This window comes from Streptomyces sp. NPDC005151 (assembly GCF_053599875.1).
Genome location: NZ_JBSFYR010000002.1, coordinates 66280 through 88425, shown reverse-complemented (window position 1 = coordinate 88425; position 22146 = coordinate 66280). Strand labels below are relative to the sequence as shown.

Here is a 22146-nt window from a genome sequence, read left to right as displayed (position 1 = left end):
TTCGGGCGTGAACGAGTTCGTACAAGGTGTGAAGCTGTGGTTTGCGCCGCAGCGGATCCGTGAAGAGGGCGACACGCCCGACTACCGCTTCTCGCTCGCCAACGAGCGCACCTTCCTCGCCTGGATCCGGACGGCTCTTGCGCTCATCGGCGGCGGTTTCGCCGTCGACCAGTTCCTGCCGGAACTGGCCTGGGGGGTCAGGGCGGGGCTGGCGCTCGCACTGCTCGCCGCCGGTGTGTTCTGTTCCCTGCGGGCGGTCAACCACTGGGTGCGGTGCGAGCGGGCGATGCGGCGCGGCGAGGACCTGCCGGTCTCCCGGTTCCCGACGCTGCTCAGTGTCGCTGTCGCCGTCGTCGCCGTCGCAATGGTGGTGGTGGTCCTCTTCGGCTGGGAGGGCCGGTGACCGCCGGGGAGCGGGACCCCGGACTGCAGCCCGAGCGGACCCGGCTGGCGTGGCGGCGCACCACCCTGTCCTGCACGGTGGTGGCACTGCTGGCGGGCAAGGCTGTGCTGCACGGCGGTGCGACCCCGGCCGGGATCGTGGCCGTGTCGCTGAGCATGCTGGCCTGGCTTGCTTTTCTGCAGGTGGCGCACCGGCGGGTGCTCGGGATGGGGACCGCGCGGCCGCAGCCACTGGCACCGCGCGGCGCCCTGACGGCGGCGGCGTGCACGATCGCGCTCGCGGTGTTCGCCGCGGCGGTGATCTTCTGAGGGGCGCGCCGGTCAGTTGTCCCAGGGGACGGTGACGACGATCTTTCCGCGGGTGCGTCCCTCCTCGTTGAGCCGCTGGGCGTCGGCGGCCTGCTCCAGTGGGAAGACCCGGTCGACATGGACCGAGACGATGCCCTGCTCGGCCAGTCCCGCGAGCTGGGTGAGATCCGCTGCGTCGGGCCGTACGAAGGCGTAGTGCCCGCCGTACGAGAAGACCTCACCGTCCGCGATGGACGCCAGCCGCCCCTCGGGTTTCAGTACGTCCGCGGAGACGCGGAGGGCCTCGCCGCCCACGGTGTCGAAGGCGGCGTCGACCCCGTCGGGGGCCAGGGCCCGGATCCGGTCAACGAGCCCTTCGCCGTACTCCACCGGTTCGCCGCCGAGCTGCCGGATGTGCTCGTGGTTGCGTTCGCTGGCGGTGCCGATGACGCGGGCGCCCGCATGCCGGGCGAGCTGGACGGCCAGTGAGCCCACGCCGCCGGCGGCCGCGTGGACCAGCACGGTGTCGCCGTCCTGGATCCGCAGTGTGCGGTGCAGCACCTGGTACGCGGTGAGGCCGGCCAGCGGCAGCCCAGCCGCGGTCTCGAAGCTCAGGCTCAGCGGTTTGCGGGCGAGAGTGCGCACGGGGGCGGCGACGTACTCGGCGAAGGTGCCACGGGACAGGAAGTCCTCCCGCACATAGCCGATGACCTCGTCGCCGACGGCGAACTCGTCGACGGCGATTCCGGGCTGCACGACGACTCCGGAGACGTCCCAGCCGGGGATCACCGGAAAGACGGCCTCCAGTCCGGACTGGAGGTGGCCCTCCCTTGCCTTCCAGTCGACCGGGTTGACGGCAGCGGCCCGCACCTTCACCAGAACGCAGTCCGGGCCGACCTTGGGGTCGGGCCGCTCGCCGTATTCCAGGACGTCGGCCCCGCCGTACCTGCTGTAGCTGATCGCCTTCATCATCCGACCATCCGGGCTGCTCAGGCAGCCCGCAACTCAGACCGACCGGCAATTGGGGGGTGGGTGAAGGAGCGGGGCTGGGGTGCGTGCATCGCAAGGCGGGGGATTGAGCCATGGCGGAGCCATGATCAGCAGTACAGTATTCATACGTGAACTTTATTCAGAGATACGACTGAACGTCAGGACCCTGACCCACTCGGCACGGAGTCCACACACCGGATTCCGGGAGTTCACTGGACGACATACCGACTGGTCGGCATCATGAGCACCGACGTCTTTTCACCCCGGAGGTGCGCACGATGAGCTCAGTCCATCCGCCAGGTCTCGACCTGGACCGGCTCCGCGGACATCTCGACCGCGAGCGGCCGGGTCTGGCGAACGGACCGCTCGAAGCCCGGGTCGTCGAGGGCGGCCGCTCCAACCTGACGTACGTCGTCACGGACGGCACGGGCCACTGGGTCGTCCGCCGGCCTCCGCTCGGCCATGTCCTCGCCACCGCGCACGACATGAAGCGTGAGCACCGGGTCATCAGCGCGCTGCACCCGACGGCCGTGCCGGTGCCCGAGCCGCTGCTGCTCTGCGAGGACGACTCCGTCATCGGATCGCCCTTCTACGTCATGGAGTACGTCGAGGGGACCCCGTACCGCACCTCCGAGCAGCTCGCCCCGCTCGGTGCCGGGCGCACCCGCGAAGTCGTCCTGGGCCTGGTCGACACGCTCGTGGAACTGCACGCCGTGGACCCGGAGCCGGTGGGGCTCGGCGACTTCGGGCGCCCCGAGGGGTTCCTCGACCGGCAGCTGCGCCGCTGGGGCAAGCAGCTGGACGCCTCCCGCAACCGCGAACTGCCCGGTATCGACGAGCTGCACGCCGCGCTCGGGCGCGAACTGCCCGTCTCCGCCGCGCCCACTGTCATCCACGGCGACTACCGCCTGGACAACGTGCTGATCGGCTCCGACGACCGGATCAAGGCCGTCCTCGACTGGGAGATGTCGACGCTCGGCGACCCGCTGACCGACCTCGGTCTACTGGTCATGTACAGCTCCGACCTGGGTCTGCCCGAGTCCCCGGTCTCGACCACCAGCGGAGCGGCCGGCCACCCCACGCCCGCCGAACTGATCGAGCGCTACGCGGCCCGCTCCGGCCGGGACACCTCCGCCATCTCCTGGTACACGGCGTTCGCGTGGTTCAAGCTCGCCGTGATCCTGGAGGGCATCCACTACCGCTACACCCTCGGCCAGACCGTCGGCGCCGGCTTCGACCGCATCGGCGATCTCGTCCCCGTCTTCATCGAGCACGGCCTCACGACCCTCCAGGAAGGCTGATCACCCCCATGGACTTCGCATTCGACGCCCGTACGGAAGAGCTGCGCACCAAGCTGCTCACCTTCATGGACGAGCACGTGTACCCGGCCGAGACGATCGCGCACGAGCAGTGGGCGCTGCTCGCCTCCCCGTGGGACACCCCGCAGATCGTCGAGGACCTCAAGGCCGAGGCGCGCAGGCAGGGACTGTGGAACCTCTTCCTGCCCGACGCGGAGCACGGTGCCGGGCTGACCAACCTCCAGTACGCACCGCTCGCCGAAATCACCGGCCGTTCCCCGCAGTTGGCGCCGACCGCGCTCAACTGCGCGGCGCCGGACACGGGCAACATGGAGGTGCTCTTCCAGTTCGCCACGGACGAGCAGAAGAAGCAGTGGCTGGAGCCGCTGCTCGCCGGGGAGATCCGGTCGGCGTTCGCGATGACGGAGCCCGAGGTGGCCTCGTCGGACGCGACCAACATCGAGACCCGGATCACGCGCGTTGGAGGGGGCACCTCCCGCTCGAGCGAAGCCGAGAGTGGGGGAGACTACGTCATCAACGGCCGTAAGTGGTACATCTCCGGGGCGATGAACCCGGACTGCCGGGTCTTCATCGTGATGGGCAAGACCGACCCGGACGGCGCCGACATCCGCCGCCAGCAGTCGATGATCCTCGTCCCGCGTGACACGCCCGGCCTCGAAGTGCGGCGCGCCATGCAGGTGTACGGGTACGAGGACCACTACCACGGCGGTCACGCGGAGGTCGTGTTCACCGATGTGCGGGTGCCCGCGACGAACCTGATCGGCGAAGAGGGCGGCGGTTTCGGCATCGCGCAGGCGCGCCTGGGTCCCGGCCGGATCCACCACTGCATGCGGCTGATCGGGATGGCCGAGCGGGCCATCGAGCTGATGTGCAAGCGGGCGGTGTCCCGTACGGCCTTCGGCAAGCCGCTCGCGCAGCAGGGCGTCGTGCAGAACTGGATCGCGGACGCGCGGGTCACGGTGGAGCAGCTGCGGCTGCTGGTGCTGAAGACGGCATGGCTGATGGACACGGTGGGCAACCGGGGGGCGCACACGGAGATCCAGGCCATCAAGATCGCCACCCCGCGTGCGGTGGTCGACATCCTCGACCGGGCGGTGCAGCTGCACGGCGCGGGCGGCGTGAGCCAGGACTTCCCGCTGGCGGAACTGTGGGCGGGGGCGCGGACGCTGCGGCTGGCGGACGGCCCGGACGAGGTGCATCAGCGGTCGCTGGCGCGGCGCGAGATCAAGCGGTACGTGTAGCGGAGCGGCACGGGTTACAGCCGCGCCATGTCCTGCGAAGCCGGACGGGCTGAGAATCTGCCCGTCCGGCCGCATCGGCACCGCGAACGAGCTCCCGCGGTCGGTGACCGCGGAGCCTCGGACCGCACTCGGGAACCCGGAGCCGGCCGGACGGATGCCGCTCCCCCGCGTCTGGTCCGACGTCAGGGGCGCAGGGCGCGCAGCAGCAGATCCGCCAAGTGGTCCGCGACCTCCTGCCGGCTCAGCGGACCGTCCGGGCGGTACCACGTCGACAGGTGGTGCACCGATCCGAAGTGGTAGTCCACCACCAGATCCGCCGGCGTCGCCGTGGAGAACACCCCGCTCCGCTGCCCCTCCTCCACCAGCGCCCGGAACCGCTCGTGGTAGCGGCGCCGCTCCACCCGTACCTGCTTGTTCTTCTCCGGGCTCAGATGGTGCATCGAGCGGAAGAAGATCGCCGCGTCGTCGAGGTTCTCGATCGTCGTGACGACCACGTCCGCCGCCGCGTCCCGCAGCCGCTGCTCGACCGGCGCCTCCGCGTCCGCGAACGCGTCGAGGCGTTCCTGCTGGAGCCGCAGCACCCGGGAGTAGACCTCCTGGAGGAGATCCTCCTTGGAGCCGAAGTAGTGGTAGAGCGCGCCCTTCGTGACGCCCGCCGCCTCGACGATCTCCTGGACCGACGTCCGGTCGTAGCCCTGCTCGGCGAAGAGCCGGGTGGCGGCGGCCAGCAGCCGCTGAGGGACGGGGGCGTCGTTCCCGTCCGCCGTTCTGGCCATGGCCGCCACCTGCCTTTCCGTGGTGAAGTCGTACACGTTCTACTGCTGGGAACGCAGTTCCCGCCTGAGGATCTTCCCACTTGCCGTCTTGGGATGTTCGGTCAGGATCTGGACCTCGCGCGGGTACGTGTACGCGGCGAGCCGCTCCTCGCAGTACGCACCCGGTTCGTCGGGGCGGCGGGGCTCACCGGGGCACGCCGGGCCTCGCTCAGCAGAGAGATCCAGCGCTTCGCGCGCAGACGGACCCGGTGGGTGCGTCGGTGTCGGACCCGGTCATGCGCCGGTCTCCTCCCACTTCTGCTGAAGGTGGTTCATCTTGCTGAGCCAGTGGTCGGTGTCCTTGGTTCGGGCCTGGTAGTACCCGGCGACCTCGGGATGCGGCAGGACGAGGAAGCGGTCCTCGGCCATGGCGTCGAAGAGGGCGTCGGCGACATCCTCCGGCTCGATGGCGCTGGGGGCGAGGACCAGCTCGCCGGCCGAACCGGCGGCGGTAAGCATGTCCGTACGTACGCCCTGCGGGCAGATCGCGTGGACCTTGATGCCCCGGTGGCGGTAGGTCAGCGAGAGCCATTCGGCGAAGGCGACGGCGCCGTGCTTGGTGACACTGTACGGCGCGGCGCCGATCATCGTCAGCAGTCCGGCGGCGGACGCGGTGGTGACGAACCGGCCGCTGCCGCGCTCCAGCCAGTCCGGGAGCAGCGCCCTGGCCGCGCGGACATGGGACATCACATTGACGTCCCAGGCCGCGGCCCAGACCTCCTCGTCGGCGAAGACGTCACCGGGCGAGGCGAGACCGGCGTTGGCGCAGTAGATGTCGACGGTGCCGTCCAGTGCGTCCCGGGCGGCGTCCACGATCTGCGAGGCGTCTCCGGCGACGGCGGCGCCGCCGATCTCCTCGGCCAGCGTCTTGATGCGGCTCTCGTCGAGGTCGTTGACGACGACCCTGGCGCCTTCCGCGGCGAATCTGCGGGCCAGAGCGCCGCCGATGCCGCCCCCGGCCCCCGTCACCACTACGCCCGCGCCCTGCACCGTACTCATCGGGTTCCGCCTCTCTCAGCCGACTTCTCCAGCAGACTAACCAGTCGGTATGTCCTCGGGGAAGGGTCTTGCCGGGAGCTTGTCGCCGCTCCTGTCACACCGCTCTCGTCCGCCTCGTTCCATCCGGCCCTATGTGCGCGCTAGCGTGCGTGACCATGACAGTCGGAGCGATCATGGAGGTAGCCGAATGAGCCTGTCCAGACGTGTTTTGCTTGCCGCCGGTGGTGCAGTGGGAGCCCTCGCGGCGACGGCTGCCGGAACCGGGAGCGCGGCCGCGGGCCCCCTCCCCGGCACGGGGCAGGGCTCCGGGCGCAATCGGGTCCGTACCGGCTTCGACCGGCTGGCGGCGGACGGCTATGCGCTGCTGAAGGGGCAGAAGGTCGGAATCGTCACCAACCCGACCGGGATCACGTCCGACGTGCGCCACATCGTCGATGTGATGCACCCGGACGAGCGCGTGAACCTGGTCGCGGTCTTCGGGCCCGAGCACGGCTTCCGCGGCACGGCGCAGGCGGGCGGCTCGGAGGGGCGGTACGACGACCCGGCGACCGGACTCCCCGTCTACGACACCTATCTGAAGAGCGGACAGCCGCTCGCCGACGTCTTCACCGCGTCCGGCGTGGACACCGTCGTCTTCGACATCCAGGACGCTGGCTCCCGCTTCTACACGTACATCTGGACGCTCTACGACTGCATGGAGGCGGCGGCGCTCGCCGGCAAGCGGTTCGTCGTCCTGGACCGGCCGAACCCGGTGACCGGGCGGGCCGCGCTGGGGCCGGTCCTCGACCCGGCGTTCTCGACCTTCGTGGGGCGCCGGGAGATCGCGCAGGCCCACGGCCTGACGGTCACCGAGCTGGCACTGCTCTTCAACGCGGAGTTCCTGGCCGCGCGGCCGGTCGAGCTGGACATCGTGACGATGTCGGGATGGCGGCGCGCGGACTTCTTCGACGGAACCGGTCTGCCGTGGGTACCGCCGAGCCCCAACATGCCGACGCCCGACACGGCGCTGGTGTACTCGGGCACCTGTCTGTTCGAGGGTACGAACCTCTCCGAGGGGCGGGGGACGACCCGGCCGTTCGAACTCCTCGGCGCGGAGGGGATCGACCACCGGTGGGCAGCGGCCGCGAACGCCCTCGACCTGCCCGGAGTCGCTTTCCGCGAGGCGTACTTCGCCCCGACGTTCTCCAAGTTCCAGGGGAAGACGGTCGGCGGGGTGCAGCTGCATGTCCAGGACCGGGAGGTGTTCGATCCGGTGCGCACGGGGATCGCGCTGCTGGTGACGGCGAAGCGGACGTGGAGCGGGTTCGCCTGGCGCCCGGACAACTGGATCGACAAGCTCACCGGTAATACGCGGGTCCGCACGATGATCGATGCGGGAGCGGACACGGATGAGGTGGTCGGGGCGTGGGAGGCGGATCTCGCCGCGTTCCGGGCGGTGCGGAAGAAGTACCTGCAGTACCGGTGAGGTGAGCCGGGCGGGCCCGGGAGTTCGGGCCCGCCCGGCGAACCGGTTCCGTCCTCGAACGCCGGACGGGCTGGAATGTGTGCCCTACCGGTCTCCTTGCGCTGCTGGGGTTCCGCCGCCGCGGCGCCGGACTGCGGCGAGGCCGCGAGCAGGGTGGTGCCGAGTGCGAGAACCGCCGCAGCGGTGGCGGCTCTGAACCTGACGATGCGTGGGGGGATGCGTGCTCCGCCGAGACGCCGATGCATTGGAGGTTACTGGCGAAATGACCCGCCGATAAGGTGAATAACCATCACTTTTCCGGAATCACCCCATGACGCCGCGTCAATATCGCGTCCGAGCACCGTCCGACGTGGGGCGTCTCAGCCGATGGAGCCGAAACGGGCAGTCGTACGTCCATACCTTGACGCCGAAGTACGAGCGACGGAGGTGGCAGTGCGATGGCCGGTTTCCGGAGTCTTGCGAGACAGGTCCGCGATCCGCGGGGCGACCTGGCGCTGCGGCGGTACTCGCTGCGCAAATGCCTGGAGAGGTTCGCCCCCTACGGTCACCGGGCGACCTGGGACCACTTGTGCACCCGGCACACGATGGAGCCGGAGGACCGGTCCCCCGACCCCGTGCGGCTGGTGCACGCACTGGAGGAACTGGAGGCGGCGCGGGCCGTCTGGCTCCGGTACGAGGCCGGGTTCGCCGAGCGCCGCAAGCGGGAGAAGCGCGAGGGGCTGCGCCGACCGGGCGCGTTCGACGACTGGCACCGGCGCATCTGGGGCGGGAACGGGCTGGCGCGCTGCGAGGATCCGGCGGTCCACCCGTCCGCGCCGCTCCCCGAGGTGCTGGGCCGACTGGTCTCGGCCCTGGAGTCGCAGCCCGGCGCGGCGTGCCCGGTGTGCGCGGAGACCAAAATCGCCTGGCGTCAGGCCCTCGACTGCGAGCCGTGGTCGGGCCCGGTCTGCACGGGCTGCGGAATCGTGGTCCCGCGGCCCGTACTGACACCGGCGGCACTGGCGAGAGCACGGCGGATCCGGCCGAGGGACCTGGCTTCGGCGGCATGAGGGGCTCGGGGGCGACGGAACGGCGACGCGCCCCCGGCCCTGCGGACGCTTCCTACGGACAGGCCGCCGAGCGGCGCTCCGGCATCAGGCGCGAACCGCTGATCGTGTCGCCGGAGATGTCGTTCGGGTTGGAGAGCACACACGTCTCCAGCGACAGGCATCCGCAGCCGATGCAGTCGGTCAGATGGTCGCGCAGCCGTCCCAGCTGCTTGATCCGTTCGTCCAGTTCGGAGCGCCACGCCTCGGACAGCCGCGCCCAGTCGTCGCGGTTCGGGGTGCGCTCCTCGGGAAGTTCGGCCAGCGCGTCCCGGATCGTGGCCAGCGGTATGCCGACCCGCTGCGCCGCACGGACGAAGGCGACCCTGCGCAGTGCGTCCCTGCTGTAGCGCCGCTGGTTGCCGCTGGTGCGGCGGCTGCTGATCAGGCCCTTCGCCTCATAGAAGTGCAGGGCCGAAACGGCGGCGCCGCTGCGCGCGGAGAGCTGGCCGACCGTGAGTTCATGGAGTGTCTGTGGGATCTGGGGCACCCCTCCAATCCTACGTGCCCGCCTCCGCGCCGGTCCGTCGTTGACAGGAACGCACCCGCCCAACCATGCTGAGCAAGCGCTTAGACAGGCGAGGGATGACGACGGACGGCCGAGAGCGGGAAGGCAGGACCAGAGACATGGCAGAGCCGAGGATCTTCACGTCCGCGCAGGAGCTGCGCGACGGGGTGGGCGAGCAGCTGGGTCACAGCGAGTGGCTGGAGATCGACCAGAAGAGGGTCGACCTGTTCGCCGAGGCGACCGGGGACCACCAGTGGATCCATGTCGACCCGGTGCGGGCCGCGGCCGGCCCGTTCGGCACGACGATCGCGCACGGCTATCTGACGCTCTCACTGCTCCCGGCGCTGGTCCCGCAGGTCATGCGGGTCGAGGGCATGAAGATGGGCATCAACTACGGGACCAACAAGGTCCGTTTCCCGTCCACCGTGCCGGTGGGCTCCCGGCTGCGCGCGACGGCCGTCCTCAAGGACGTCGAGGAGGCGGGCGGCGGCGTCCAGGTCACCGCCCTCGTCACGGTCGAGCGCGAGGGCGGCGACAAGCCGGTCTGTGTCGCCGAGTCGGTGTCGCGCTACTACTTCTGAGCCCGCGGGCCGGACAGCTTCTACCGCGTGGCCGCGACCATGCGCAGGACGAGGTCGGCGTAGAGATCGCCGACCTCGTCCGGCGTACGGCTCCCCTGCGCGCTGAACCAGCGCGCCACGTCGATGCAGAGCGAGAGCACGGCGAGCGTGGTCCCTGGAATGTCGGGGACATCGAACTCCCCCGCCTGCACACCCTCGCTGATGATCCGGCGGATCACCGCATCGCTCTTCCTGCGCAGGGCGACGATCTCGGTGCGGTGTTCCTCACCCAGGGCGTCGAGTTCGTACTGGACCACGCGGGCGGTGGTGTGCTGCTCGGCATGCCAGCGGACGAAGGACCGTACGGCGTCCGCGAGCCGCTCGAACGCCGTGCCGTCACTGTCGGCGGCCGTCTCCAGGAGCAGCAGGGCGCGGTCGTGACCGATCCTGCTGATCCGGTGGAGCAGCTCTTCCTTCGTCTTGTAGTGGATGTAGAGCGCGGCGGGACTCATCCCGGCGCGGCCCGCGATGTCACGGGTGGTGGTCGCGTGGTACCCGCGCTCGGCGAAGGCATCGACGGCCGCGACGAGGAGTCGTCTGGCCGCCTCGGGCGTCACCTCGCCCCACGGCGAGCTCTCGCCGCCGGTCTCCTCCGCCGCGCTCATCGTCACCGACCCCTTCCCTTCAGCAGGACACACCATACCCCGAACCTGAGCAAGCGCTTAGGGGTCCGGCCGGCCTAAGATCGTCAGCGCTTCTGGAAGGGGTCGTGCTCCGCGAGGATCTTCTCCAGCCGGGCCTGGTCGACCCGGCTGATGATCTGCCCCGCCTCCTGGCGGTCACGGATGACCTTGGCGAGGGTGAAGCAGGACGTGACGAGGTACAGGACACCGACGGCGAGGAAGCCCCGCACCCAGGCGTTCGCGTCGAGGAAGTAGATGCCGAGGGTCACCGCGCCCATCGCCACCCCGAAAGATGCGACGGCCTGACCGTAGAAGGCCGCGGTGCTCTGCTGCTTGACCGATGTCGTCTCACTCATGGGGGACAGCATCGGCCGCTGCGGCGCCCGCCGCATCCGCCCCCGTACTCAGTCCCGTACTCAGTCACCCGTTCGAGCGGGACGGCTCAGGGCCAGGGCGGACATGGCGATCGAGAAGCCCTTGCCCTCGGGCCCCAGGAGCGCGGCGGCGGGGACGCGGACGTCCTCCAGGGCCACTCTTCGGTACTCCCACTTTCAATTAGTGCCACATCAGAGAACCTTTGCCCTGTGGTGACGTGAAGCGCCGTTCGGATGTTGGTCCGGACGGCGCGGTGTCGCCAAGCTGTGCAGGTGGCAGAACGGGTACGCGTCCGTGAGATCGATGACGACGAGGGGCAGCGCCTGTTGCGGGTCATCCGTAGGGGCACCGGGTCGGTAGTGACCTGGCGGCGGGCCCAGATGGTGTTGCTGTCCGCGCAGGGCATGCCCGTGGTAAAGATCGCCGAGGTGACGTTCACCAGCGCGGACCGGGTCCGGGACGTGATTCACAACTTCAACACCGACGGCTTCGACTCGCTGTACCCGAAGTACTCCGGCGGTCGGCCGCGGTTGTTCACGCTGCGCGAGCGCCGGGAGATCAAGAGGATCGCCAAGTCCAAGCCGGCTGAGCGACCTGCCGTTCTCGACCTGGAGCCTGACCAAGTTGGCGGACTTCCTGGTCGCCGAGGGGCTGGTCGACGACATCAGCCACGAGGGCCTGTGGGTCCTGCTCCGCGAGGAGGGCGTCTCGTTTCAACGCATAAAGACCTGGAAGACCTCCCGCGACCCCGACTACGCCGCCAAGAAGGCCCGCGTCGAGCACCTCTACGCGATCGCCGACGGCGAGGTCATACCCGAGGACGGCGAACCCGAAGTCGTCTTATGCCTGGATGAGTTCGGCCCGCTCAACCTCCAGCCCCACCCCGGCCGGCCATGGGCCGAACGAGGCGGCAAGCACAAAGACCCCGAGCGAGAGCCCCGGCCTCGCCGGCGGGCGACTTACACCCGCCCGCACGGGGGTCAGGCACTTGTTCGCCGCCTTGGACCTGGGCAACGACAAGCTCTACGGCCACATCAAGCCGAAGAAGAACCGCACGAGGTTTCTGGAGTTCTGCCGCTACCTGCGCAGCCTCTACCCGCCGGACATTTGGATCGCGATCGTGCTCGACAACTTTTCCCCGCACTTGACCACGAAGAAGGACACCCGGGTCGGCGACTGGGCCGCAGCGAACAATGTCGAGTTCGCCTACACCCCGACCAACAGTTCCTGGCTCAACCGCATCGAGGCCCAGTTCACCGCCCTGCGCTACTTCGCCCTCGACGGCACCGACCACGCCAGCCACAAGGACCAAGGCAGCATGATCCGCCGCTACATCATCTGGCGCAACAAGCACGCCCAGGACGAGCGCCTACGCGAAGTCGTCAGCAGGGCAAACGTTGCCTGACCCGGCGTTCTTCGACGTCGTCGCGCGTTGAAGCAAGGCTTCCTCAGCCCCCGGGACGACATGACGGGCACGCGCCATCGGGAAGCGGACCTGGGCGTCGTGCCTCCGCCAGCGTCTGCGTTGCCGACGGCTGCCCAGGGGTCAGAGACCAGTCAGCAGCAGGTCCAGGTGGTCGTGGAACGCCCGGCGGCCAGCAGCGGTCACGGCGAGCGCGCGGGTCGTGCCGATCCGCGTGACCCAGCCGGCGGTGAGTGCGTGGCCGCACAGGGCGGCGCCCACGGCGCCGGCCAGGTGGGGGCGGCGCTCGGTCCAGTCCAGGCACGCACGCACCAGCGGCCGGCGCGAGCCACTCGGCACGGCGATACCGACCTCGGCCAGCCAGGCCGTGCCCCTATCGGTCAGACCCGGCTCGGGCCCCCATTCCAGCAGCCCGCGCCCGACCATCGCGTCGGTGATCGCCAGCGCGACGGATCCGGCCAGGTGGTCGTAGCACAGCCGGGCACGTGCGAGTGCCTGTCGGCGGCCGGAAGCCGACAGCGATCGCGGTCGGGCGGCCTGCTGCGGGGCCAGCTCGGCGAGGCTCTCGATCAGCTCGATCACACGGCGGTCGGCCACCCGCAGGTACCGGTGGCGTCCGTGCCGCTCCTCGACGAGGAGTCCGCCGCTGACGAGCAGGTTCAGATGCGATGTCGCGGTAGAGGGCGCGACCCTGGCATGACGTGCGAGCTCGCTCGCCGTCCACGCCCGGCCGTCAAGCAGCGCCAGACAGAAGGCGGCCCGGGTCCCGTCGGCCAGCAGCCTGGCCACGGCCGCCAGGTCCACGCCCACGTCCTGACCTGCGCACTCAATGTCCATATCGCCCATTGTCGCCGTCCTCGGTTCGGCGTCCATCGAAACGTCCACGCCTTAGCGTCGCCGGATGCGCAGGGCACGCCAGCACGCCCGGCAACTGCACCGGGGGCGCGCCGCCTCCGCTCACACCCTGGAGGAACCATGCCCGTATCCGACACGACCGCCGGCGTGCCACCGCGTCCCGAACCCCGGACGGACCTCGTTGTCACCGATGCCCCGATGCCTGCGGACATTGCGGCGATCTCCGACGCGCTGGACCGGTTCAACATCGAGAAGACGGGAGTCGACGACCGCAGACCGCTCGCCATCCTCGTCCGTGATCTCGAGACGCACCAGGTGATCGGTGGACTGACCGGGCGCACCTCGCTCGGGCTGTTCTTCGCCGACCTCTTCTTCCTGCCGCCCGAGCTGCGCGGCAGCGGGCTGGGCGCCCGGCAGCGGTCCGGGTCGCACGTCCACGAGCGCGGCACGTACAGTTCCCGGTCCACCGCCGCGTGCCCGCGCACTCCCGCGTAGACGAGGTAGACCGCGACCTGCGCGTTTTCGATCCTGCCGGCAGTGCCGGTGTACTGGCGCTGGACACCGACGGTGTGCGTGCCCTTCCTCACGTCCCCGGTCTCGTCAACCACCAGCACCGCGTCCTCGTCGCGCAGATGCTCCAGCACGTACTCACGCACGCGGTCGGCATCCCACCTGGCCCGGCCGAGCAGGTGCTGCATGCCGTCCGGACTCGTCTCCCCGGCCCACTCGGCGATCGACCAGCAGTTCTTGTGCGGAAGGTCCGACAGCAGCCCGAGTACCAAGTCCCTCACCCGGCGCCGGGGCTCAACCCGCGCGAACCGACACGCTATCCGGCCCATCAGGAACTCGAACGCCTCCTGCCAGCGGGCAGGGTCTACGCTGTGACCCGCGGCCACCACAAGATCTTCAGTCTTCACACACCGATGATCAGCGGTGGCCGTGCCCGTCAAGCAGCCGACCTGTATTGAGCGCTCCAAGTGGTTGTGGCCGCGCTCCACGTCGAACGTCGTAGTTATCACGGAAGCGCGGCCGCAACCCTTCACCTGGCCATTCCGAGCACCCAAGAGGCCATACCCTTTGACCTGTGCATATGCGCCTCTGAGGTACTCGGGGGCGATCGTCCGCTGTACGTCCGACGTGCCGCCTCGCGCGTGCTATCGAGTTCGCATCCGCCACACGCTTCATGCGTGAGCGATGAGTTTGGGCGGCGGATCGGGTCTGCCCTGGCATGACTCGAATCATCGCTGACATCTCGGTCTCTCTCGACGGCTTCGTCACCGGGCCCGACCCCAGCCCGGACAACGGTCTGGGCACCGGCGGCGAGGCCCTGCACACGTGGGCGTTTTCCGACGACCCCGACGACCGCCGGGTCCTGCGCGAGGGGACCGCCCGCTCGGGCGCCGTCGTCCTCGGCCGTCACCTCTTCGACGTGGTCGACGGGCCGAAAGGCTGGGACGACACGTCCGGCTACGGCGCCGGCGAGGTCGGCAAGCCCGCGTTCGTCGTCGTGACGAGCTCGCCGCCAGAGTCGGTGCGGACAACCAACCTCGACTGGACGTTCGTCACCACCGGTCTGCCCGACGCCGTCACCGCCGCGCGCGAGCGAGCCGAGGCGGCGTCGTCGGACAGCGGCAAGGACCTCGACGTCATCCTCATGGGCGGCGGCGCCACGATCCGCTCGGCGCTCGACGCCGGGCTGGCCGACGCACTGACACTGCACCTCGCGCCCATCGTGCTGGGCGCCGGGACACCACTGTTCACCGGCGGAGCGCCACGCACGCTGGTGCAGCGGAGCGTGACCTCGACATCGACCGCGACGCACCTGACCTACGACGTCTCCCGGTGATCCGATGACCACTGTCAACGCCAATGAGATCGCCTTGGGCATCGAGTCGTTCGGTGACGACGACGCGCCACTCGTCCTGCTCGCGGGCGGGACGACGATGCTCTCCTGGCCCGACGCGCTTTGCGAGCGCCTCGCCGCCGGCGGGCGCCGTGTGGTGCGCTACGACCTGCGCGATAGCGGGGAGTCGACGACGAAGGATCCAGAGGCGCCCGCCTACACCCTGCGCGGCCTCGCCGCCGACGCGGCGGCCCTTGCTGACGCGCTCGGCGGGGGACCTGCGCACCTCGCGGGGATCGGCGTCGGCGGGATGGTCGCCCAGGTGGCCGTGCTCGACCATCCGGGCGCGTTCTCGGCGCTCACCCTGGTCGGCACCCGCGCGGTTGCCCCTGGCCCACCCGACGATGACCTCCCCGACCATGACCAGGCAACGATGAGCCGGCTGTTCGCGCGTCCGATGCCCGATTGGACCGACCGCGAGGCGGTTGCGGAGTTCGCCGCCGCCGGCGCGGAGATCCTCGGCGACGACCCCGTCGCCGCGCGCGCAATCGCTGCGCGCATCTGGGACCGCACGCCCGGCACCGCACCCCCGGTCCAGATGGCCAACCAGATGGGCATGGTGTTTTCCAGGCTCGACTGCAAACCCCGCTGGCGCGAGCGCCTGCCCGAGATCGAGGTCCCCACGCTCGTCGTTCACGGCCGCCGCGACCGGTTCTTCCCCGTCGGCAACGGCGAGGCGATCGCGCGCGAGATCCCCGGGGCACAGCTGCTCGTCCTCAAGGAGGCCGCCACTGCGATCCCCGATGCGGTGGTCGGCGAGGTCACCGAGACGATGCTCACGCTCGGATAGAGGACGGCGGGCGCCGCGCGGGTCTGGCCTCCACGCAGCAGTGGACGTCGGAGGCTCGATCCGGCCGCGCGCCCCACGATCGGCACGATTCCAACCCGAGGTTGTCCAGGATGCTTCTCTCGATCCATGTCCCGTAAACCCACGGCTTCTGCCGTCAGCGCTCCACGTCGAACGTCGTAGTCATCACGGAAGCGTGGCCACAACCAACTGGAGAACCCCCGACCACACGACCCCACCAGCAAGATCACGATCTACGGCTGGAGTATTAGGAATCCTTGTGGATGCCGCATAGCAGAACGCATGTGGATCTGTGGATAATTCTGCCCCGTCTCCTGCGATGGTGTGATGTTCGGGCCGGGTTTGAGGTGGCGGGTGCGGCCGGGGCCGTAGGTTCTCTCGTCATGGAACTTCTTCGCTTGGCGGTCGCTGCGCGGCGGGTGGGTGTGCAGCCTGGCACGTTGCGGCTGTGGGCGAACAAGGGCAGGGTTCCGGTGGTGTGGGTGGGGCGTGAACGGCGCTTCTCCATGTGGCCGGGCGTCGTGAGGCGCTGTATGTGCGGGTTTCGGGCACCAGTGGGCAGGAGTCGTCGCTAGCCGCGCAAGAGGCCGAGCTGCGGGCATCCGCTTCGGGGGTGGTGGTCGCGGTCTTCAAGGACCGTGCCTCGGGGCTGCGGGAGTCACGGCCAGGGCTTGACCGCCTGTTGAAACGGGCCGCGAAGGGTGAGTTCACCCATGTGCGGGTCACTCACGGCGACCGGCTGGCTCGCTTCGGTGCAGGCTGGTTGATCCAGGTTCTGGCCCATCACCGGGTCTCTGTCGAGGTGTTGCATGCCAAGGGAGGGGCTGGGGGGATGGAGGAGCTGCTGGACGATTTCATGTCGCTGGTGGCCACCTTCGCCGGTCGCATGTACGGGATGCGCTCACGCGAGGCGCGTCGGCGGCTTTTGGCCGAAGCCGAGGGCCGTATGGAACATCCTGCCCTCGGAGCCGGAGCCGGGGTTGCGGGTGAAGCTCGTGGCTAGGCTGGTGGCGACGGCGGCCTGTACCGCGTTTCGCGGCGCTGTGGAGGGTACGGGCGAGCGGGTCGGGCAGCGGGCCTTGCTGGAACGGGTGGGGTTTTTGGTCGAATTGAGTCGGGAGCTGACCGGTGCTTTGGTGGCCGCCCGGTGGGACGAAGGGTCCCTGGACATACTGGCCGCCGGGGTGGACGAGCGGGGCGAAGACCTGCCGTCCAAGGGCTGGATGGCGATGCGCCGCCTGAACTGGCCGCAGACCCTCACGCCCCTGGCCGGGGTGTATGTCCCGGACCGGGTACGCCGGGGTGCTGAGGAGTACGCGGCGCGCACTCTGCGCCTGGCCCTGCACCGGCGCAGCATCGTGGCCGCCGTCCTCGCCGTCTGGCCCGCCGATCCGGGCCGGCGCACCGATGCGGGGTGGGCGGCGCTGCGAAAGCTGCTGTCTGCCGGCGTGAGCGGTGCCGAGATCCGTAACCGCACCCGGCAGATCCGCACCTTCATGGCCGAGCACGGGCACCCGCCCGCCGCGCTGTGCGTGTTGGAGGGCCCACCGCAGGCCGCCGGGCTGGTGCTCCTTGCCGCGATGGACCGCCAGCAGGTCACCCTGGCCCGGGTGGATGCGGCCACCGCCCGGTTGCGGGTCAAGCTGCCCCTGTGCGCCGCCCCTGCCACGGGCCGTGACTGGGCCTGGCACGTGATCGACATCCGGCTGCCCGGCGCGATCGCGCCGGATGCGGTGCTGCACACCCCGACCCTGCGCCCCACCCGGAGCGGGAGGATCGCCGTCGACCTGCCGCACTCCCGGCCCGCCCCGGCCATCCGGGCGAGCGGGCACCAGGCAGCGCTCGGCTTCGACTGGGGCGTCAACACCCTGCTCACCGGCGTCCTGGGTCGTCTGACTGGACGCGGCCCCACCCGCCGGGTGGTCACCGACGGGCGCCCCCTGATCTTCGACGCCACGGTGATCAGCGCCGCCCTGCACCGGCTGCGCGGCGTGCGCGAGCACCTCGCCCTGAAGCGTGACCGCTGCCAGGCCCTCGCGGACGGGCTCGGCTCCCCGCACCCGGCCTGGGGCCAACACCTCGATCGGGCCCGGATGCTGGAAGCCGAGCACGGCCGGGTCTGTGCCCGGATCCGACAGCTGAATGCCGCGCTGTCCTGGGCGGCCGCCCGCTGGGCCGTCGACCAGGCGGTAGCGCTCGGCGCGAGCGTCATCTACCTCGAAGACCTCGCCACCCTGGAAGCACGTGGCCAACGCAAGGCAAACGCCCGCTTGTCGGGACAGGTGCGCGGCAAGGTGGCCGAGGCGATGCGGCACCTGGCCGCGAAGGCCGGGATCGCGGTGGTCACCGTCCCGGCCCGGGGCACCTCCAAGCTGTGCCCCGGCTGCCTGGGCAAGCTCGCCCACCACCCGGCCCCCGACCGGCTGGCCGAGCAGGGCTGGAAGTGGGCGCACTGCGCGGACTGCGGGCTGTCGATGGACCGGGATCACGCCGCCGCCCGCCGGATCGTCTCCCGCGGCCTGCTCGCCCAGGCCCACACCACCACGGAACGCGCCACCGGCGCCCGCAGCATCCGCACCACGGTGGAGGGCACGGTGGCTGTGGCCCGCCGCCCCAAGAAGGCCACCCGCCGCCTGCGCCGACTGCGCCGCGCGGAGATGACCCCGCCCCGGCCGCGCGGACCGAAGATCACCCCGGGCAACGGGCACCCCACCCCCAGCAGGCCGAGCGGCACCCGGCACCGAGGTGCCCGGCGTGCCGCCGCAGACCCAGCCCCGGGCTCAAAGACTTCCCGCCGTATGCCCGATGTGCGTACGGTCCCCGCCACCACCCCCGCCTCGGGGGCAGTCCAGCGTCCGGCGGGGCATGACACCACGACACCAGCCGTATTCGGGCCGGTGCCAGGTCATGGAGTACCCGCACCGGGCCCGAAAAGCCTGGAACGCACAGGCACACACAGAGTTCTAGAGACGCTCTACCATGTGCGGCATGGCCCGACCGCGCAAGCCCCTCCTCAGCAGAGACCGCATCGTCGAGGCGGCGAGCGCCCTGGTGGAGTCCGAGGGACTCGAAGCCGTCTCCACCCGTCGGCTCGCGGCCGAACTCGGGGTCAGCGGGCCCTCGCTCTACAACCACTTCCGCAACAAGGACGAGATCCTGGACGCGGTCGCGGACTTCGTCTCCGCGCAGGTCGACCTGTCGATGTTCGACGAGGACGACGGCCGCGACTGGCGCGCCGCCCTGCACGACTGGGCGGTCTCCTATCGTGCGGCGCTCGCCGCGCACCCGCACATCGTCCCGGTGCTGGCCCAGGGCCCCGGCCGCCGTCCGGCCGGGCTGCGGGTCGCCGACGCGGCCTTCGGCGGCATGGTCCGAGCGGGCTGGCCGCCCGCCCAGGCCACGTACATCGGCGCACTGATGCGGTACTTCGTCACGGGCTCGGCACTGGGCTCGTTCGCACGCGGCTTCGTGGACGACGAGACGGCGTACGACCCCGCCGACTACCCGCACCTCGGCCAGGCCCATCTGCTGGCCGACCGCCGCCAGAAGGTCGACGAGGGCGCGTTCGAGACCGGACTGCGGGCGATCCTCGACGGTCTCGCCCTGCAGTACGGGCAGCGGGCGCCCGCGGCCACGGTTCGGCCCGCGCCGAAGCGTTCCTGACGCATGCTGGGTCCATGGCACCCATGGCACCCCACGACCCGGCCGCGCCCCGCCTCGCCGCCCTCGCCGCGCTCCTCGCCGACGAGACCCGCGCCTCGTTCTGTCTGGCCCTGCTCGACGGGCGTGCCTGGACCGCGGGTGAACTGGCGCGGTACGCGTCGGTCGCGCCGTCGACCGCCAGCGAACACCTGGGGAAGCTCGTCGCGGGCGGGCTGCTGACCGAGGAGCGGCAGGGCCGCCACCGCTATCTGCGGCTCGCCGACGAACGGACCGCCCACCTCGTCGAGGACCTCGCAGCCCAGGCCGCGCCCGGCGACGAGGAACGCCCGCGAACCCTGCGGGCGGCGAGCACCAGCAGCGCACTGGCCCGCGGACGCACCTGCTACGACCATCTCGCGGGCCGGATCGGCATCGCCATCGCGGACGCGATGACCGCACGGGGACTGCTGCGGCAGGACACCGGCTTCGCACTCACCGACGCGGGCCTGGGCTGGTTCCGGGAGCTGGGCATCGGGCTGGACACCGGGACCCGGCGTCCGCTCGTACGCGGCTGCCTGGACTGGACGGAGCGCCGGCAGCACCTGGCGGGGACCGCGGGCGCCGCGTTGTGCAGGCACGCCCTGGACACCGGGTGGTGCGTACGGATCGGCTCCGGGCGGGCCGTGAAGGCGACTGCGGACGGGGAGCGGGCGCTGCACGAGCTCCTCGGGATCGAGCCGGAAACAATTCGGTGAGGACCGAACCGTTCCCCGCTTACAGTCGCACCCATGACGACACCCATACCGGCCTCCTCAGCGACGGCCACCCTGCCCGCAAGCCGTGACTGGCGGGCGATTGCCGCGGCGTGCACGAGCGTGGTCCTGTGGGCCTCCGCCTTTGTCTCCATCCGCAGCGCGGGCGACGCGTACTCCCCCGGGGCGCTCGCCCTCGGCCGGCTGCTCGCGGGCTCGCTGATGCTCAGCTCGATCCTTCTCGTACGCCGCGAGGGGCTGCCGTCCAGGGGTGCCTGGCCGGGCATCCTCGCGTCCGGGCTGCTCTGGTTCGGGCTCTACATGGTGGTGCTCAACTGGGGCGAGCAGCAGGTCGACGCGGGCACGGCCGCCATGGTCGTGAACATCGGCCCGATCCTGATCGCGCTGCTCGGTGCCCGACTGCTCGGCGAGGGGCTGCCGCGCATGCTGGTGATGGGCATGGCCGTGTCGTTCGCCGGTGCCGTCGTGGTCGGTCTCTCCATGTCGGGGCACGGGGGTTCGTCGGTGCTCGGCGTGGCGCTCTGCCTGCTCGCGGCGGTGGCGTACGCGGCCGGGGTGGTCACCCAGAAGCCCGCGCTGCGGCACGGCTCGGCCCTGCAGGTCACCACATACAGTTGCCTGATCGGTACGGTCGCCTGTCTGCCGTTCTCCGGTGTGCTGGTCTCCGAGGCGGCCGACGCACCGCTCTCGGCGACCCTGAACATGGTCTACCTGGGCATCTTCCCGACCGCCCTCGCCTTCACCACCTGGGCCTACGCCCTCGCCCGCACCACCGCCGGAAAGATGGGCGCCACCACCTATGCGGTGCCCGCACTGGTGGTGCTGATGTCATGGCTGCTGCTGGACGAGGTACCCGCGCTGCTCACCGTCGGCGGCGGCCTGCTCTGTCTTGCCGGGGTGGCGGTCTCCCGCATGCGTCCGCAGACTGGACGGACGCAAAACAGTCCGGCACAGCCGGTGGAGGGACGCCGAGATGACGCGGAGCGCCAGGAAACCGACCGGCCCCGGGAAGAAGCGGAAGAAGCAGTCGGGCACGGCTGACGAGAAGCAGGCCGCCCTCGCCCGGGCGGCCCGCCACGGCGGCGCCGAGCTCGACGGCTTCGACGTGATCGACAGCGGGGACGACGACCCGGTCCTGGTGACCCCGGAGGGCCGGGCCCGCGACGCCTGGCGCGAGGACTATCCGTACGACAGAAAGCTCGGCCGCAAGGCGTACGAGAAGACCAAGCGCGCCCTGCAGATCGAACTGCTCAAGCTGCAGCACTGGGTCAAGGAGCGCGACGAAAGGCTCGTCATCCTCTTCGAGGGACGGGACGCGGCGGGCAAGGGCGGCACGATCAAGCGCTTCACCGAGCATCTCAACCCCCGTGGTGCGCGTGTCGTCGCCCTGGAGAAGCCCACCGAGCGCGAGCGCACCCAGTGGTACTTCCAGCGGTACACGGCGCATCTGCCGAGCGCCGGGGAGATCGTGCTCTTCGACCGGTCCTGGTACAACCGGGCGGGTGTGGAGCGGGTCATGGGGTTCTGCACGACCCGCGAGTACCTCGAATTCATGCACCAGGCACCGGGCTTCGAGCGGATGCTCGCCCGGGACGGCATCCACCTGGTGAAGTTCTGGTTCTCCGTCTCCCGCAACGAGCAGCGCAACCGGTTCATGATCCGCCAGATCGATCCGGTGCGGCAGTGGAAGCTGAGCCCGGTCGACCTCGCCTCGCTCGACAAGTGGGACGCGTACACGGAGGCCAAGGAACTGATGCTGTTCCACACGGACACGGCGGACGCGCCCTGGACCGTGGTGAAGAGCAACGACAAGAAGCGGGCCCGGCTGGAGGCGATCCGGCATGTGCTGCACCGCTTCGACTACCAGGACAAGAACGCGGACCTGGTCGGTGAGCCGGACCCGCTGATCGTGGGCCCGGCCTCCCGGCTCTTCGAGGAGGGCGAGAGGGAAGCCCGCCTCCTCACGACGAGCCGGTCGAAGGCCGAGCCCACGCCGGAGGAGCCGGCCTGAG

General features: G+C 70.4%; 23 protein-coding genes and 3 pseudogenes. 17 read left to right on the top strand and 9 right to left on the bottom strand.

Annotated features, from left to right (window positions below):
- Window positions 1–7 precede the first annotated feature (7 nt).
- Together ACWD6R_RS01910 and ACWD6R_RS01905 are read left to right on the top strand one after the other, a co-directional pair.
- Complete coding sequence (locus ACWD6R_RS01910) at window positions 8–403, top strand: YidH family protein (RefSeq protein ID WP_451816892.1); 396 nt, start codon at window positions 8–10, stop codon at window positions 401–403.
- The gene (locus ACWD6R_RS01905; RefSeq protein ID WP_451816891.1) at window positions 400–711 is read left to right on the top strand and encodes a DUF202 domain-containing protein; all 312 of its coding nucleotides are present in this window, start codon (window positions 400–402) and stop codon (window positions 709–711) included. The genes ACWD6R_RS01910 and ACWD6R_RS01905 overlap by 4 nt, the downstream gene beginning before the upstream one ends.
- 12 nt (window positions 712–723) lie before the next feature.
- On the opposite strand, the gene ACWD6R_RS01900 is transcribed toward ACWD6R_RS01905, so the two are convergent.
- Window positions 724–1659 carry an NADP-dependent oxidoreductase gene (locus tag ACWD6R_RS01900; RefSeq protein WP_451816890.1) on the bottom strand — a complete coding sequence of 312 codons (936 nt, stop codon included), beginning with the start codon at window positions 1657–1659 and terminating at the stop codon, window positions 724–726.
- Window positions 1660–1958: 299 nt separating this feature from the next.
- Between ACWD6R_RS01900 and ACWD6R_RS01895 the strand changes: the two genes are divergently transcribed.
- Together ACWD6R_RS01895 and ACWD6R_RS01890 are read left to right on the top strand one after the other, a co-directional pair.
- Window positions 1959–2981: a phosphotransferase family protein gene (locus tag ACWD6R_RS01895; RefSeq protein ID WP_451816889.1), complete on the top strand. Its 1023-nt coding sequence runs from the start codon at window positions 1959–1961 to the stop codon at window positions 2979–2981.
- Window positions 2982–2989: 8 nt separating this feature from the next.
- On the top strand, window positions 2990–4240 hold the full coding sequence (locus ACWD6R_RS01890) for an acyl-CoA dehydrogenase family protein (protein WP_451816888.1): 1251 nt from the start codon (window positions 2990–2992) through the stop codon (window positions 4238–4240).
- Window positions 4241–4422: 182 nt separating this feature from the next.
- Here the strand turns inward: ACWD6R_RS01890 and ACWD6R_RS01885 are convergent, their stop codons facing one another.
- Window positions 4423–5016 (bottom strand): TetR/AcrR family transcriptional regulator, encoded by a 594-nt coding sequence (locus ACWD6R_RS01885; RefSeq protein ID WP_451816887.1) that lies wholly within the window; start codon window positions 5014–5016, stop codon window positions 4423–4425.
- Window positions 5017–5289: 273 nt separating this feature from the next.
- On the bottom strand, window positions 5290–6054 hold the full coding sequence (locus tag ACWD6R_RS01880) for an SDR family oxidoreductase (protein ID WP_451816886.1): 765 nt from the start codon (window positions 6052–6054) through the stop codon (window positions 5290–5292).
- Between the two features lie 187 nt (window positions 6055–6241).
- Here ACWD6R_RS01880 and ACWD6R_RS01875 point away from each other — a divergent pair, with 187 nt between their 5' ends.
- Together ACWD6R_RS01875 and ACWD6R_RS01870 are read left to right on the top strand one after the other, a co-directional pair.
- Entirely contained in the window at window positions 6242–7519 is a 1278-nt protein-coding gene (locus ACWD6R_RS01875) for an exo-beta-N-acetylmuramidase NamZ family protein (RefSeq protein WP_451816885.1), read from the top strand.
- Between the two features lie 437 nt (window positions 7520–7956).
- Window positions 7957–8568 carry a hypothetical protein gene (locus tag ACWD6R_RS01870; protein ID WP_451816884.1) on the top strand — a complete coding sequence of 204 codons (612 nt, stop codon included), beginning with the start codon at window positions 7957–7959 and terminating at the stop codon, window positions 8566–8568.
- 52 nt (window positions 8569–8620) lie between these two features.
- Here the strand turns inward: ACWD6R_RS01870 and soxR are convergent, their stop codons facing one another.
- Window positions 8621–9094: a redox-sensitive transcriptional activator SoxR gene (soxR, locus tag ACWD6R_RS01865; protein ID WP_406417974.1), complete on the bottom strand. Its 474-nt coding sequence runs from the start codon at window positions 9092–9094 to the stop codon at window positions 8621–8623.
- A gap of 137 nt (window positions 9095–9231) precedes the next feature.
- Here soxR and ACWD6R_RS01860 point away from each other — a divergent pair, with 137 nt between their 5' ends.
- Complete coding sequence (locus tag ACWD6R_RS01860; protein ID WP_406417976.1) at window positions 9232–9693, top strand: MaoC family dehydratase; 462 nt, start codon at window positions 9232–9234, stop codon at window positions 9691–9693.
- 20 nt (window positions 9694–9713) lie between these two features.
- Here ACWD6R_RS01860 and ACWD6R_RS01855 read toward each other — a convergent pair whose 3' ends face one another.
- Window positions 9714–10337 (bottom strand): TetR family transcriptional regulator, encoded by a 624-nt coding sequence (locus ACWD6R_RS01855; protein WP_451816883.1) that lies wholly within the window; start codon window positions 10335–10337, stop codon window positions 9714–9716.
- 83 nt (window positions 10338–10420) lie between these two features.
- Window positions 10421–10711, bottom strand: a complete 291-nt coding sequence (locus tag ACWD6R_RS01850) for a YiaA/YiaB family inner membrane protein (RefSeq protein ID WP_451816882.1) — start codon at window positions 10709–10711, stop codon at window positions 10421–10423.
- Between the two features lie 291 nt (window positions 10712–11002).
- Here ACWD6R_RS01850 and ACWD6R_RS01845 point away from each other — a divergent pair.
- Window positions 11003–12135, top strand: a pseudogene (locus ACWD6R_RS01845) (IS630 family transposase).
- Window positions 12136–12276: 141 nt separating this feature from the next.
- Here ACWD6R_RS01845 and ACWD6R_RS01840 read toward each other — a convergent pair.
- A complete protein-coding gene (locus ACWD6R_RS01840) occupies window positions 12277–12999 on the bottom strand; it encodes an ArsR/SmtB family transcription factor (protein ID WP_451816881.1) in 723 nt (240 codons plus the stop codon).
- Window positions 13000–13128: 129 nt separating this feature from the next.
- Here ACWD6R_RS01840 and ACWD6R_RS01835 point away from each other — a divergent pair, with 129 nt between their 5' ends.
- Complete coding sequence (locus tag ACWD6R_RS01835; RefSeq protein WP_451816880.1) at window positions 13129–13503, top strand: hypothetical protein; 375 nt, start codon at window positions 13129–13131, stop codon at window positions 13501–13503.
- On the opposite strand, the pseudogene ACWD6R_RS01830 reads toward ACWD6R_RS01835, so the two are convergent.
- Window positions 13412–13912, bottom strand: a pseudogene (locus ACWD6R_RS01830) (IS701 family transposase); the annotation flags it as partial. The gene ACWD6R_RS01835 and the pseudogene ACWD6R_RS01830 sit on opposite strands and share 92 nt — an antisense overlap.
- A gap of 324 nt (window positions 13913–14236) precedes the next feature.
- Between ACWD6R_RS01830 and ACWD6R_RS01825 the strand changes: the two are divergent.
- From ACWD6R_RS01825 to ACWD6R_RS01810, 4 genes and pseudogenes are all read left to right on the top strand, one after another.
- A complete protein-coding gene (locus tag ACWD6R_RS01825) occupies window positions 14237–14854 on the top strand; it encodes a dihydrofolate reductase family protein (protein ID WP_451816879.1) in 618 nt (205 codons plus the stop codon).
- A gap of 4 nt (window positions 14855–14858) precedes the next feature.
- Complete coding sequence (locus ACWD6R_RS01820; RefSeq protein ID WP_451816878.1) at window positions 14859–15701, top strand: alpha/beta fold hydrolase; 843 nt, start codon at window positions 14859–14861, stop codon at window positions 15699–15701.
- Between the two features lie 526 nt (window positions 15702–16227).
- Window positions 16228–16722, top strand: a complete 495-nt coding sequence (locus ACWD6R_RS01815) for a recombinase family protein (RefSeq protein ID WP_451816877.1) — start codon at window positions 16228–16230, stop codon at window positions 16720–16722.
- 220 nt (window positions 16723–16942) lie between these two features.
- A pseudogene (locus ACWD6R_RS01810) lies at window positions 16943–18166 on the top strand (zinc ribbon domain-containing protein); the annotation flags it as partial.
- 38 nt (window positions 18167–18204) lie between these two features.
- On the opposite strand, the gene ACWD6R_RS01805 reads toward ACWD6R_RS01810, so the two are convergent.
- Entirely contained in the window at window positions 18205–18420 is a 216-nt protein-coding gene (locus tag ACWD6R_RS01805) for a hypothetical protein (protein WP_451817072.1), read from the bottom strand.
- Between the two features lie 287 nt (window positions 18421–18707).
- Between ACWD6R_RS01805 and ACWD6R_RS01800 the strand changes: the two genes are divergently transcribed.
- Genes ACWD6R_RS01800 through ppk2 form a run of 4 tightly spaced genes read left to right on the top strand, consistent with a single transcriptional unit; the run spans window position 18708 to window position 22145 of the window.
- A complete protein-coding gene (locus ACWD6R_RS01800) occupies window positions 18708–19382 on the top strand; it encodes a TetR/AcrR family transcriptional regulator (RefSeq protein ID WP_451817060.1) in 675 nt (224 codons plus the stop codon).
- A gap of 14 nt (window positions 19383–19396) precedes the next feature.
- The gene (locus ACWD6R_RS01795; RefSeq protein WP_451817059.1) at window positions 19397–20116 is read left to right on the top strand and encodes an ArsR/SmtB family transcription factor; all 720 of its coding nucleotides are present in this window, start codon (window positions 19397–19399) and stop codon (window positions 20114–20116) included.
- Window positions 20117–20149: 33 nt separating this feature from the next.
- Window positions 20150–21175 carry a DMT family transporter gene (locus ACWD6R_RS01790; protein WP_451816876.1) on the top strand — a complete coding sequence of 342 codons (1026 nt, stop codon included), beginning with the start codon at window positions 20150–20152 and terminating at the stop codon, window positions 21173–21175.
- The gene (gene ppk2, locus ACWD6R_RS01785; RefSeq protein ID WP_451816875.1) at window positions 21108–22145 is read left to right on the top strand and encodes a polyphosphate kinase 2; all 1038 of its coding nucleotides are present in this window, start codon (window positions 21108–21110) and stop codon (window positions 22143–22145) included. Before ACWD6R_RS01790 ends, ppk2 begins: the two co-directional genes overlap by 68 nt.
- Window position 22146 lies beyond the last annotated feature (1 nt).